9 protein-coding genes and 1 tRNA gene are annotated in these 14501 nt (G+C 24.2%); 3 read left to right on the top strand and 7 right to left on the bottom strand.

The genetic code is table 4. From position 1 onward, the window contains the following. The first annotated feature begins 30 nt into the window (after positions 1-30). Entirely contained in the window at positions 31-1344 is a 1314-nt protein-coding gene (gene hisS / locus VBM87_RS01225; protein WP_323177020.1) for a histidine--tRNA ligase, read from the top strand. Continuing rightward, entirely contained in the window at positions 1337-3043 is a 1707-nt protein-coding gene (aspS, locus tag VBM87_RS01220) for an aspartate--tRNA ligase (RefSeq protein ID WP_323177019.1), read from the top strand. The genes hisS and aspS overlap by 8 nt, the downstream gene beginning before the upstream one ends. A 32-nt stretch (positions 3044-3075) precedes the next feature. Here aspS and VBM87_RS01215 read toward each other — a convergent pair. The 7 genes from VBM87_RS01215 to VBM87_RS01185 form a co-directional block, all read right to left on the bottom strand. Then, positions 3076-3160, bottom strand: a tRNA-Leu gene (locus VBM87_RS01215). A gap of 43 nt (positions 3161-3203) precedes the next feature. Beyond that, on the bottom strand, positions 3204-3686 hold the full coding sequence (locus VBM87_RS01210; protein ID WP_323177018.1) for a hypothetical protein: 483 nt from the start codon (positions 3684-3686) through the stop codon (positions 3204-3206). 50 nt (positions 3687-3736) lie between these two features. After that, positions 3737-6139: an ATP-binding cassette domain-containing protein gene (locus VBM87_RS01205; RefSeq protein WP_323177017.1), complete on the bottom strand. Its 2403-nt coding sequence runs from the start codon at positions 6137-6139 to the stop codon at positions 3737-3739. Further along, entirely contained in the window at positions 6132-7685 is a 1554-nt protein-coding gene (locus tag VBM87_RS01200; RefSeq protein ID WP_323177016.1) for an ABC transporter ATP-binding protein, read from the bottom strand. The genes VBM87_RS01205 and VBM87_RS01200 overlap by 8 nt, the downstream gene beginning before the upstream one ends. Next, positions 7685-8950, bottom strand: coding sequence for an ABC transporter permease (locus VBM87_RS01195; protein WP_323177015.1), 1266 nt, complete (start codon positions 8948-8950; stop codon positions 7685-7687). The genes VBM87_RS01200 and VBM87_RS01195 overlap by 1 nt, the downstream gene beginning before the upstream one ends. Next, entirely contained in the window at positions 8950-10086 is a 1137-nt protein-coding gene (locus tag VBM87_RS01190; protein WP_323177014.1) for an ABC transporter permease, read from the bottom strand. The genes VBM87_RS01195 and VBM87_RS01190 overlap by 1 nt, the downstream gene beginning before the upstream one ends. 34 nt (positions 10087-10120) lie before the next feature. After that, complete coding sequence (locus VBM87_RS01185; RefSeq protein ID WP_323177013.1) at positions 10121-13081, bottom strand: OppA family ABC transporter substrate-binding lipoprotein; 2961 nt, start codon at positions 13079-13081, stop codon at positions 10121-10123. A 604-nt stretch (positions 13082-13685) separates the two neighbouring features. On the opposite strand from VBM87_RS01185, the gene VBM87_RS01180 reads away from it, so the two are divergent. Beyond that, a complete protein-coding gene (locus VBM87_RS01180) occupies positions 13686-14501 on the top strand; it encodes a hypothetical protein (protein WP_323177012.1) in 816 nt (271 codons plus the stop codon).

The following is a 14501-nucleotide window of genomic DNA, read 5'->3' as shown; positions in this document are numbered from 1 at the left end:
ATTAATTATATTAATTTCTAAGAGGTAAAGATGATTAACAAAATTAAAGGTACTAGAGATTTAGGCCCAAAAGAAGCTAAATTAATTGAATATATAAGAAGAGAATTTTTAGATAAAACTAAAGCTTATAATTTTAATTGAATAGATACTCCAATCATGGAATATGCTGAACTTTACAAAAGAAGTGTTCAAGGCAGTGAAATAGTTAAAAAAGAAATGTATGAATTTTTAGACAAATCTAATCGTAATATAGCATTAAGACCTGAAGGCACAGCGGGTTTTGTAAGAGCTTTAGTAGAACAAAAGTGACTTAACAATGTAAAAGTGGCTAAATTTGCTTATTTTGGACCAATGTTTCGTTATGAACAACCTCAAAAAGGTAGATATAGACAATTTAATCAAGCAGGAATTGAATTTATTAGTGAATTGAATCCTTACAATGATGCTGAAGTAGTTATTTTAGCAAATGAAATTCTTACAACTTTAAATATTAATTTTAAATTAAAAATTAATTCAATTGGCACTTTAGAAGAAAGAAAAATATATGAACAAGCTTTAAGAGAATATTTATTACCTTTTAAAAATCAATTAAGTTCATTAAGTCAAGAAAGATTATCTAATAATGTTTTAAGAATACTTGATGATAAAATAGATTCTCAAAAGGAATTTGTGCAAAAAGCTCCTAAAATTTTTGATTATTTAAATAATGTTTCTAAAAAATATTTTCAAGAATTTATAACAATTTTAAAAAATAATCATATTAATTTTGAAATTGATTATTCTCTTGTGAGAGGTTTAGATTATTATGATCAAATAGTTTTTGAATTTATTAATATTGCAAAAAATTCAGCAGCTCAATCAACACTTATAGGTGGTGGTAGATATTCTAATTTAATCGCTCAATTAGGTGGACCTAACGTTTCAGCTTGTGGATGAGGTTTTGGAGTAGATCGCTGTGCAGACGTAATTTTAGAACAAAATAACAAAATAAATTTAATGGAAGATTATTTAGACGTATTAATTGCTTCTACTACTGAAGAAAATTTAGCGGCGTTGTTTTCATTAGCAAATGAATTAAGAAAATATAGTATTCGTGTAGAAGTTATTAAAAAAGTTGAAAAAAATAAAAAAATTTTTGATAAAGCAAATAAATTACAAGCTAAATATTTAATTTTCAAAGATAGTTTCGATACTGAAAATATATATGTAGCAAAAGATTTAATTAATAATGACAAAATTAAATTTGCTTATACTGTAGATGGTTATGCTGATTTATTAGAATTTTTAGCAACTAATATTGAAATTTTAGAAAATCTGGAATTAGACGAGGATGATGATGAATAGCAAAAAATATAATAATGCTCAAATTAATAAAAAGCATTTGAAACAAAATATTACTGTACATGGATTTGTTGCTAATAAAAGAAGATTTGGTGAGTTAACTTTTATTGATTTAAGAGATAAAAGTGGAGTGATTCAATGTGTTTTTGATCAGGATATTAAAGTTAATAAGGAAAGCACAATGCAAATTTATGGAGAAGTTGTTTTAAGAAAATCTCCTAATTTAAATATTCCTTCTGGAGAAATAGAAATTAAAGTTAAAAATTATAAAATTTTTTCTCAAGCTAAGGAAGAATTACCTTTTGCGATAAGAGATGACATTGAAGTTAAAGAAGAAACTAGATTAAAGCATCGTTTTTTAGATTTAAGAAGACCCAAAATGCTTCAAAACTTACTTTTAAGAAATAAATTAATACAAACAATTAGAAATTATTTATATGATAAAGAATTTTTAAGTATAGAAACACCTGTTTTAGCAAAAAGTACTCCTGAAGGAGCCAGAGACTATTTAGTAGCCACAAGAAATAAAGCACACTTTTGAGCATTGCCGCAAAGTCCTCAATTATTTAAACAATTATTAATGATTAGTGGAATTGAAAAATATTATCAATTTGCTAAATGTTTTAGAGATGAAGACGGTAGAAAAGATCGTCAACCAGAATTTGTTCAATTAGATATGGAAGTTGCTTTTACTAATGTTGAAGATTTCCAAAATCTCATAGAAGATATGTTTTATAACGTCTTTAAAACTCTAAATATAGATATAAAACCTAATAATTGATTACGTTATGATTATTTTGAAGCAATTAAAAATTATGGTACAGATAAACCTGATTTTAGATATGGTTATTTACTTCAAGATATTGATGAATTTTGTTTAAATACTGACTTTAATATTATTAAAAATGCGCAAGCAAAAAGAATGCTTTTTGTTGATAATATTATTAATAAAAAAGACTTTAAAGATTTAGAGGAAATTGCTCTAAAAAATAAAGCTAATATACTTTTTTATTTTACTGTCGAAAATAAAGAAATAGTACATTCTAATTTTGCTAATAAGGTAAAAGAAGAAGTTTTTAAATTAATCGAATTAAATGATTATAAAAGTGGTTCATATTTTATTGTTGCTAACACTTTTAAAAATGCTTCACAAGCTTTAGGAGCTGTTAGAATAGCCTTAAATGACAAATTTAAATATGCAAAGGAAAATGAATATCATTTTTCATGAATAATTAATTGACCTATGTTTGAATATGATCATGAAAATCAAACTTGAACAGCAGCGCATCATCCTTTTACTCAATTTGATCATTCTTTAGATGAATTGGATAAAATTAAAATGGAAGACATTAAAGCTAAATCATATGACTTAGTTTTAAACGGATTTGAATTAGGTTCTGGTTCTGCTAGAATTTTTGATAAAACTACTCAAGAGAAAATGTTTAATTTAATTGGCATGACTAAAGACAAACAAGAAAGCAAATTTGGTTGATTTTTAAAAGCTTTTGAATATGGAGTTCCTCCTCATTGCGGAATTGGATTAGGTATTGAAAGATTGCTTATGATTTTAACAAAAAGTGAATCAATAAGAGATGTAATTGCTTTTCCTAAAAATGCTAAAGGACAAGATATGTTAATGGATGCACCAAGTTTAGTAGAAAATGAGCAATTAAATGATTTATATTTAGAAATTAAAAAATAATAAAAACTACCTTTAAGGTAGTTTTTATTATTTGGTGCCCAAGACAGGACTTGAACCTGCACGGGTTGCCCCACTAGATCCTTAGTCTAGCGTGTCTGCCAATTTCACCACTCGGGCATTTTTACATTTATATTTTAACATATAAATGTAAAAATTAAAATTAAACATAAGCAATAATTATACTAATAATTAATAAAAAAATACCTACAAAAAGACAAATTCCAAATGCTAAATCATTTACTTCTACAGATTTTTGTTTTTCTAATTTTGCAATTTTTTCTTCTAGTTGTTTAATTTTTATTTTGCTGTTAATTTCATTTGAATGTTTTCTTTTTTCTTCTTCTAAGTCAAATTTATATACTTGTAATTTACGATTTTTAGTTTTTTCTTTTGAATTTAAATAAGTGCGATTATATAAAAGCATTGCTAAAATATTAAATACAATAATTGTTGATGAAGCACCTAATAAAGAATCGCTTCATAAAGCTATATGATTATATGAATTAGAAATATTATTGATATTCTTAAAATAAATTCCTAAAGCAATTGCTAAACTTATTAAAAATAAAATAATTTCGAAAATAATTTTTTCTTTAGTAAAAGCTCTTAACAATTTATATCTAAAAGTATTTTTGTTAAACATAAATAAATTATAAATAAAAAGACACTTTTATTTAGTGTCTTTTTATAATTTTAATTTTGAATTTCTTCTACTCATTTTTTTACTTGTTTATTAGTACCATATACATAGTGTTGATTTTCTACTAAGTGATAAGTTGGCACGTTAGGAAATTGTTGTTCATCTAAATAATCTAAATTAAATGATACGTTTTGGAATTTCTCATTTGCATTAGAAATTTTAGGTATTGCTTTAAATAAATTAATTGTGTAAGGATGATAAGGTTTTTTATAAATATTTTCTGTTTTGCCGTGTTCAACAATTTTACCCAGATGCATTATTTGCACGTTATCTGCTATATATTCAATCATAGATAAATCATGAGCAATGAAAATTAAACCTATATTTTTTTTCAAACATAAATCTTTTAATAAATTTACTACTTGAGCTTGAATAGATATGTCTAATGATGCAATAGGTTCATCAGCAACTATAATTTTAGGATCAGTAATTAATGCTCTAGCAATAACTATTCTTTGTAATTGACCACCAGAAAATTCATGAGGATAACGATAAGCAAATTGTTTTAATAAACCAACATCTTCTAAACTTTTATAAATAGTAGTTTTATAAAGTAAATTAGAAATTTTTATTTTAGTTCAAAACTTTAATAATTTTGAATTATAAATTGAATAAACATTTTTTCATGTTTGGTTTTTGTATAAATTTTGATCTTCATTTTCAATTAATTTAGATAAATTGGTTTTAACTCAAGAATTATTTACACCTAATAGCATATAAATATTATTTACATCATAATTTAGATATTTTTTTTCTATTTTAAAAGATTTTAAAGTTTCTTCACGTACTAATAAATCAGATTTATAAGAATTAATAATTGTTTTTGCAGTTCTTTTATCTGTTGCTTTTTCTTTTATAAAATTATTAGCAAATTCAAAATATTTTGTTTTAATTTCCTCAAATTTATTATTACAAAATGTTTGATCATCTACTAATTCTTGGTATTTCATTTTAGCATCTTGTATGTTATCATATAATTTTTTAATTTTTACTTTAAAAGATTTTAAATATTCATTTAAATTATCTTGATAATTATTTTCTGCTTGAAGAAAATTATTTTTAACTTCTTGCAATTTTTCATTATCAAAAAATGGTTGATCTGTTGAATTAGATAAAGTTTTTAAATTTTCTATTTTAGTTAAATAAAGATTTTCTTCTTCTTTTAAACTATTGAATTTGTCCAATGAAAATTGTTTATATTTATCTATAGAAAAATCAAATTCGTTTTCAATAATAGTTCAAATTCTTTTTTTAATATTAGAAACATATTCAATATTTTCTAAATTATTTCTATAAAAATCATGAATGTACTTATCTAAATTTGATACAAGTTCTCTAATTTGTTCATAATTTAAAAATTGAATATCTCTAATAAAAGATTTTAAAATTTTTGCTCTTTTTTTGTATAACAATTCATTTTTAAGATTGTATAAATAAAAATCTAAATCAGTTGTTCCTAAACGCGAAATACTTATTAATGATTTTTCATTTTTAGATTCAATAATAAAATTATTCAAAATTATATTTGCATTTTTGATAAAAGTTTTCTTTTCTTCTAAAAAGTTTTTAAAATCTTTTTTAACTTTTATTAATTCTTTTTTTGCATCCAAAGCAACTTTAGAATATTTTGCTAAAGCCTTAGCTTCTTCATATAATTTTTTATTTTTAATTAAATCTAAATCAACTTTTGAAAGTTCTTTATTTCGATATTCTTTTTGTTTTTTATAATAAAAATTCATTAATTTTTCTGTATTTGCATACATATTATTAATTATTAAACTTTCAATTTGTTGCTTTTCATCTAAATAACTGAAAAAGGCGTTGAAATTATCATCTAATTCCAAATTTTCATTAAATGAGAAATTTTCAAATTTATTTCTTCATTTTTTAAATAAAGGTTCTGCTAAACGATTTACTTCCAATAAATTATCTAATTCTAATTTCATCGCTTCAATTTGAAAATGATATTGAAACGCTTTATTTACTTCTTTTCAATCGCTGAAAATATCTTTAATTTTATTTTTAATAATTTTATTAACCAATAAAGGTTCTTTTAAAATTGAATAAATATTTTGTTGACTATTTAAAGAAGCATGAGGATCTTGAAAGATCATTTGAATATTTTTATGTAAAAATCTATTTAATTTATTTGTTATTTTTTTACCTGAAATAATTTTGTCTTCTAATTTAACAAATCCATTAAAATCATCGTATAGTCTCAATAAAGTTCTACCAACAGTAGTTTTTCCTGAACCTGATTCACCAATTAATCCTACAATTTCTCCTTCATGCACATCAAAAGATACACCATCTACAGCTTTATTAATAAAACCACGATTAACAAAATATTTTTTTAAATTATCAATTGATAAAATAACTTTTTTATTACTATTCATATTCTTTAAATGTTTCCTTAAATAAATTTAAACGTTTTATTAAATCGTCAGAAAGTGTAACTTTAGGAGCTTCAGGATGCAATAATCACGTTGCAGCTGCGTGTGATGAAGTAATTGGAATTAAAGGAGGTTCTTTAACAAAATCTATTTCTAAAGCATATTCATTTCTTGGGGCGAAAGGATCTCCTAATGGTAAATTAGCCATATCAGGAGGAGTACCTTTTATATTATATAATTTTTCATCTTTAGTTTCGGGAATAGCAGAAATAAGAGCTCAAGTGTATGGATGAGCTGGATTAGTAAAAATTTCTTTTTTTGTTCCTTTTTCAACTATTTTACCAGCATACATTACATAAATATAATCACAGAATTTAGCAATTACACTTATATTGTGACTAATAAGAATAATAGATATATTATATTGTTGACGAATATTTTCAAATAATGAAAGTACCGAAGCTTGCACGGTGGGATCTAATGCCGTTGTAGGTTCATCAGCAATAATAATATCTGGTTTTAAAGCAACAACCATTGTTATAACAATTCTTTGTTTCATTCCCCCAGACAAAGTATGAGGATATTGATAGAATATTTGTTCAGCATTTCTTAAACCAAATTGTTTAAGTAAATCAATCAAATATGTTTTTTTAGATATATAACTCTTTTTAGATCATTCAATATTAGTATTTAAAGCATCTAATAATTGTTTACCAATAGTTCTAGTAGGATTAAGCGAAGTTAAAGGATCTTGTGGTATATATCCTATTTTTTTACCTCTAATATATTGTCATTGTGAAGATTTTTTAATTTTAGTTAATTCTAAATCATTAATTTGAATTTTGTCAGCATCAATAATTCCATTATGATTTACATTAATTAAAGTTTTAGAAGTAACTGATTTTCCTGAACCCGATTCACCAACAAGACCAACAATTTGGGCTTTGTAAACATCTAAATCAATTCCTCTAACTATATGAATGCTTTTTTTCTTACCCGTTGGAAAAGAAACATGTAAATTTCTCACTTCTAAAATTTTATTTTTTTCTAATTGTTCAACGCGAATTTTGTCATAAATTCTTTTAGTTTTATTTACTAATTTTGAATTAATTTCATCAGATAAAATATTATTTTCAACAGTGTTAATAATTTGACTATCAGAATTATTTAATGCATTTAATTTAACATTTTCCTTAATTGTTTGATTATTAGATTCTTCTAAATTTAAATCTAAATTATTATTTTGATTAGATGAAATTTTCATTTCATTAAGTTCAATTAAATTTTCTTTATGTAATTTAATTAATAATTCTTGTCTTTCAATTATTTTTAAATTACTTTCATTATGTTTTTTATCAATTTTCATTTTTTTCTGTAATTCGTTTTTTTGAAATAAAATTTGTTCTTCATTTCATTGTTTATTTTTAAGAGCTTGAATTACAGTTTCTAAATAAATGTCCACTAATTGTGAATCATTATTTGTATCTTCTCAAAAATTCCTAATTGAAAATTGAGAGAAATTATTTTCTTTATCTATTATTTTTGTCATTATTTGCTCTTTCTCTTGCTCATTACTCTAGGATCCAATGCATCATGTAAACCTAAAGCAACAAAAGCTAATGTTAATGAAATTGATAAAAGTATTAAAGTAGGTAAAATTAATATTCAAATGTTTTCATTTATTTCTGCAGTAGCATCAATTAACATTTGACCCAAATTAGTATCATTTTGCTCTTTGAAAAATCCTAAAAAAGCTAAAGTGGCAATTCATAAAATTATTCCAGGTATTGTTCTAACAAAAGAATAAGCTAATTTACCAATAACAGCAGGTAGAGCATGAACAAAAACTTGTCTATGTGTTTTTGCTCCGATAGCTTTAGCAGCGTTTATATATTCTTCATTTTTAACAGTTATTATATAAGTTCTTGAAGTACCAACAAATCCTGGTCAACCCACTATTGACAGTGCCATAACTAAAGTTCATTCGTTAGCTCCTAAAATAGTTACAAATATAAGTAATCAAACTAAGGTTGGAGCTGAATTGAATATACCAATTATTCGCATTACTATGGTATCAACTAATTTCCCAGCATTAAAACCTAAATAAGCACCTATTGAAATACCTATAAAGGCTTGAATAATCGCAACTATAAAAGCAATTTTTAAAGCTTTTGAAGTAGCATATCAAGTTCTAGTTCATACATCAAAACCTTGATTAGTTGTACCAAAGAAAATATTAATATCATATGAATTTCATAAATTATTAACTACAGTTTCATTGATTGTTTCTCCGGCATTACGCAATGCTAATAAATCAGAATTCAAAGCATTTAATCTATAAAAATTATAGCCATTGTAAGTAATTATAAATAAACCATTTCTTGGTGTAACTGTAATTTCTTGTAATCCTCGCGGATTTAAATATTCAATAAAATCAGAATTTCTTAAGAAAACATAGGTTCTCAAATATCTATCATTTTCATCAACGACTTTAGAAACTATAGGATTAAATCTTGTAGGTAAACTATTAGTAAAATCTAAATTAGTTACTCTTTGAGCTGGATAAATACCATTTTTTTCACTGAAAATTGGAATTAAAATAGACATCAAAACAACAATTATAAAAATTAAAAGTGAAATAACTACAACAGGATTACTAAAAAATCTTTTTAAAATTTCAACACCTAATTTTTTAGGTTTGCCTGTTATTTGAGCATTTTGCTTAAACTGTGAAGCATCACTAAATTTTAATTTAGAAATTAACTCCTCGGATAAGCGGTATTTAGTATTAAAATCATTTAAATTATTTTGCATTAGTTACTCTCTTTACTTACTAATTGTTTTGATTTTTTTAAAGAATGTATAATTTTTTGTCTTTCAATAAAAGCTTTAATGAATAATGAATAATTCTTTTTAGATTTAGTAGCATATGTAATTTTAGGATCTAATATAACATAAGCTAAATCAATTAAAATTTCTGTAGTTAAACCAATTACAGTAAAGAATAAGGTTGAAAACATTATTACATTAATTTCACCTGTTGAAAAACTATTAACAATAACTTGACTAGTTCCTTTAACATTTCAATATTGTTCAATAACAACTGAACCACTAAGTAAGGCAAGGAATGAACCAAAGAAAATACCAACAAGCGGAATTGAAATATTTCTTAAAACATATTTAAAGAAAATATTTATTGAATTTAATCCTTTAGTTTTAGCAATTAAAACATAATTTGATGTTAAAACAGTAATAACCATATTTCTACTGCTAATTGAATAACCAGCTAAAGAAGTAATAGTTACAACGAAAATTGGAGGTAAATAAGAAACGAAAACTTCATTAAAAGCAAAGTCATTAACATCTTTTACAGTAGGTGAAATGCCTATTTTTAATCCAATTACAATAACTAATGGAGCAAGAATAAAGGAAGGCACAGCCACAAAAAACATGACAAATAATCTTGAAACATTATCAAAAATTTTCCCGCGTTTATATCCTGCGATAATTCCAATTGTAAAACCTGAAACTAAAGACATCAACATTGATGGTGCAGTAATAAAAATAGTAAATTTAAGTGGAATAAAGAAATATTTGAAAAGATCTGTATATTGTTGTGGATCTGGATTGTTTGCTGGATTAATAACGAAACCAAAGTCTCCTTGAAAAACTTTGGTCATATACATTATGTATCTCTCAATAATTGAAAATTTAACAAAGGAATAAGGATCATTAGGATCAAGAAGTCTACCTATTCCCATTTGAATTTGAAAACGATTTAAGATTTCTTCATAACTTTGTCCTCTAGCGCCCCCACCCTGAACTAAAGCTTCGGCTAAAGTTTGCGCAGGGTTATTAGCAAAAGCGCTAATAAGCACAAAAACAAATATTGAGATAACAAAAAGTGCTATTATTGCAAAAAATATTCTTTGAAAAATATATTTAATCATAATATTTACAATTATATTAAAAATTAATTTTTAATTAAGCTTTAACTTTTCAATCTTGATAGAATACATTACCAGTACTTGGTGAAATAGGTACTTCAAAATTTTTGTTTGCTAAAGTTTCTGAAAATACTCTAGATACTGAAATTTCTCATCCTAATGTTTCATAACCATAAGCAACTGTTAATTCATTCAATAATTGTATTAATTCTTCATTAGTTAATTCTTGTACATAACGATATCAAAATATTGCACTAAAAATATAAGGATCTTGAGTTTTTTTAATTTCTTCATCACTTCTACTTACTCTAGATGTTCGACCATCTTTTTCTTCGGTTTTCACCACATAAACATCATCTTTCAATTCAAATTGCATATTTTGTAATTGACCAACTCCTGATGTTCAAATACTTCCATCTACTTTATATAAATCTTTTAATGGAACAGGAAAATTAGGTTCATTTGTTAAAGCATATTTCATTAATTTTTCAGCAGCATGAAACAATCTTGGGAAATTGGTTCTTAAAGTTTGATCATCTTTTTTACTATTAAATCAAGTTAAAATTGGTATTAAAGCACCTGATCATGAAAGTCCATCTATACCAGAACCAATTGATGTTTTATAATCATATTTTCAACGTACTAAACCTTGTAAATTTTTACCTAAGAATAAATAATCATTTCTTGTTGCTTTGTCTTCTTGAGTAGTGTTAGGAACATATACGAATTTAGGTTCTAATCTATCATTTAATGATTTTATAGTTTGAACTAATAATTCAGCTCCGCTGGTTATATTATTTGTAGGATTAACATAAGGTCAAAATAAAGTAAATTCAAATTTTTGATCTTTTAATTCAGGATGTTCTTGATCAAATTTATCAATTAATTTTTTTAATTCTTCTTTTAATTTATCAAAATATACAGATTTTGCTTTATCATCTTGAGTTGCTTTTAATAATTCATTTTGTCTATTTTCTTCCATTGAAAGAGTATATTTAGGTTGTTCTTGAGTACCAAAATTAATTTTTTGATTTTCAGCATTAAATGCATAAAGACTATCTAATTGTAATCTTGCATCTCTTGGTGTTTGATATTGCGATTCTTTTTGATTTTTACCACCAAAATCAGTATCTAATGCTACTATTCCCAAGTAAGCTGTTTGTTGATTACTGCTTTGTACATTTGCAATAAAACTATGATTTATGGCTGCAGTAATAATACTTCTAAAACTTAAACCTGTACCATTATAATAAGTATTTAAATTAGATTTTCCTTTAGCTAATTCTGATCTTTTAACTCCATAATTAATTAATGAATAAGCATCATTAAAAGCAAAGAAATTTTCTCCTCTAGAAGTTACTGGTGCAAATGGAATATTAATTACTAAATAATATGGTTGATTATCATTAAATTGTTGTGAATATCTAATACCAAATTTTTCTGTTGAATTTAAAGCTTCTTGTTTTTGTTGTTCAGTTAATTGTGAATAAGCAATAGAAGTTAATTCTCCTGCGGCATATTGTTGAAATACTCTAGTAGCATAAACATTTCTATCAATTTGACCATTAGCTTGATAATTTTCTCTTAAAATTTGTAAAGTTGTTGGAGCGTTTACTCATTCTTGATCATAATGGAAAGTATTCAATTTATAATCTACTCTTGTTCCATTGAAAACATTAGGATAATATCATCCTGAATAAAGTGTGTTATATCCTGAAACTGCATATCAATAAAAACCAGTTTTATAAACAAAAGAATCTTTATTAATATTTTCAAAAGTTGAAAGTATTTCACCTAAAATTTCAGCTTCAGCTAAATTTTGATCAAATTTATAAATATAATTAAATCCATTTTTTAAAGCAAATTCACCTAAAGCTAAATTTTTATTTTCTAATTCTTTATTAGCATTCTCTTCTTTAAATTTAGTTAAAATTTCTTGAGCTTTTTGATTAATTGATTCAACGTATTGTGTTGGTAATGGTAAAAATGTTGTATCTGATAAAACTGACGATTCAAATCAATCTTTAAAATTAACATTTTCAGAATTTTCAACAGAATTAATTGTAACTGCTTTAGTATTTTCATCTACTTTTAATTCTGATAATACTTTTGAATCAAGAACAGTTAAAAATTCGTCTTTTTTATCAAATTTTCCTGAATCAATACCATAAAAAGCATATAAATATTCATTAGAATATTCACTATTGAGAGTTAAATAATTAGTAGTTTTAGAATATAATTTTGTTCTATATAAATCATCCAATTCTTCAGAACCACCATTATTACGTCTATAAGCAGTATTTAATAATTTAGTAGCAAGTCATGAATTATAATAATCTTCAGCTTGCAAAGTAAAACCAGTATCTTCACCTGAAGAATTTACATATTTAACATTTTCTCTTATAACAAATTGTATTTTTTTAGCATTAAATAAATCTGTTTTAAATTGTTCACTATTAACTGATCTTGGATCGTTTGATATTAAATCTTCTTCAATATGTGAATAAGCTTTTTTAGTTTCTCCTGCTTCATCTTTAAATTCTTTTGTTGGTTTACTTTTTACATCAGCATTATCATTGTCATAAATTTTAATTGAATTATCTTTTAAAGTAATTACTATTGCTCTTGCACCTTCTAATTTGATTTTATTTCAAGTAGGTTCAACAACAAATCTATTTACAACGGTTTTGTTGTCTGTAAACCCAGTAGTTGAAATGATTGTTGGTTGATTTAATGATTGTTTTCTTAATAATGGAGTACTAATATAAGCATCTTCTCTATTATAACTACCATATGTTGAACTTTTTCTAAATAAAAATTCACTTATTGTGTTGGTGGCATTAAAAGAAATTGCTCTCATTTTATTTTCTGTTACAAAATCTTTTTGCTCTCTTACGTTTTTATCATCTGTAGTTCCGCAAGCTGCTGCTAAAACTGTTAAAGGGCTAAGCGACAGGGCGGAACCAGTTAAAAATAACCAAAATTTTCTTCTTTTCATCTTTCTCCTAAACATGTATACGTATAAGAAATAATTAACACATTATTAGTAAAAAAATGAGGGAAAATTAATAATGTCTTAATTATTTAAATTTAAAATAAAACTAAACTAACTGTATGTTAGATTGTTAAATTGATTTTATTAACCTTTTATGTTTTTAATTCTTAATACTTACTAAAATAATTTGTATTATAAATATAGTATTTCTTATAAATTAATTTCAAGTTTATATATAAATAATTATTTAAATGAAATAAATGAGAAGATTTTATTAACCATAATAATCTTCTTGTTAATAATTTGGTTAATAAAATCGCATAAAAAAATACTAGCATCCATTGATGCATTAAACATATTACGATAAATTTTGTTTAACAATGTTTGCATAGTATCCTTTCAATTTAACAAACCAATTATATATAAAATCTAATTTTTAATAATTATTATTTTAAAAAATATTTTTTAAACGTAAATTGATGAAAATATTTAATATTTTTCATACTTGTTTTTGTATTTACAAATGTTTTAGTAAAAAAGATTATAATTTAGTTATATATTAATTATTTATTTTTTTAAAAAGTTTGTTAAAAAGGAGATAATAAATATGTTTTTAATGTATGATATTAATTTTATCGATCCAAACGGAGGAGGTGGTGAATATATTTCTCGTGTAGAAAAATCACCACAAGATAAATTAAAGGATCAATTGTTATATGAAGTTCATGGGGAATTTGTAAATTTAGTTAGTAAAAATGGTAATGCATCAATAAAGGTTTCAAAAAATGAACTTTTACAATTTCTTTATAAACAAGACTCTATAAAATATCATAAAGAAGTTACCAAATACATAACATCTTCAGAATGATGAAGTTTAGAATGAAGATTTAAATATTTTGTTTATGGCATAGTACAATTCAAAAATGTTATCAAGCAAATATCAGATGGATTTGCTAAAATAATAGATGCTATAGAGGGATTTAGTAGTGTTATTGCTTCTGCTTATTCTGACACAATAGGTCAAATACAAACAGGAGAGCCAAGAATTGATTCAGCAATAAAAGTAATTGAAATAGCATTATATATACCAACTTTAATGAAAGAAATAAACTCATTTTTTGGAAGAGATAATAATGAATTAACATCACTTAACGTAAAAACAACCGCTTTAAAAGAATATTTAAAATCAAAAGAAAATATAAATGTCATTATTACTCTAATTTCTGATATGTTTGATGACATAGAAAAACTTCCTTGGTATAAAAAATATTTTAATATAACTAATAATATTTTAAGAGTAACTCTAAGGGATATGAAATACTATGCTAACGAAGCATACAAAAATGCCGAAAGAAAATATTTACAAGAAAAAGAAAAACAGCAAGCTCAAATGTATGAGTCAATATTTTCAGGTGGGTATTAA

It is taken from the genome of Mycoplasma sp. 744 (assembly GCF_034863305.1).
In the GTDB taxonomy this organism is placed as follows: domain Bacteria; phylum Bacillota_I; class Bacilli_A; order Mycoplasmatales; family Metamycoplasmataceae; genus Mycoplasmopsis.
This window is presented reverse-complemented; position numbering and strand designations above follow the sequence as displayed.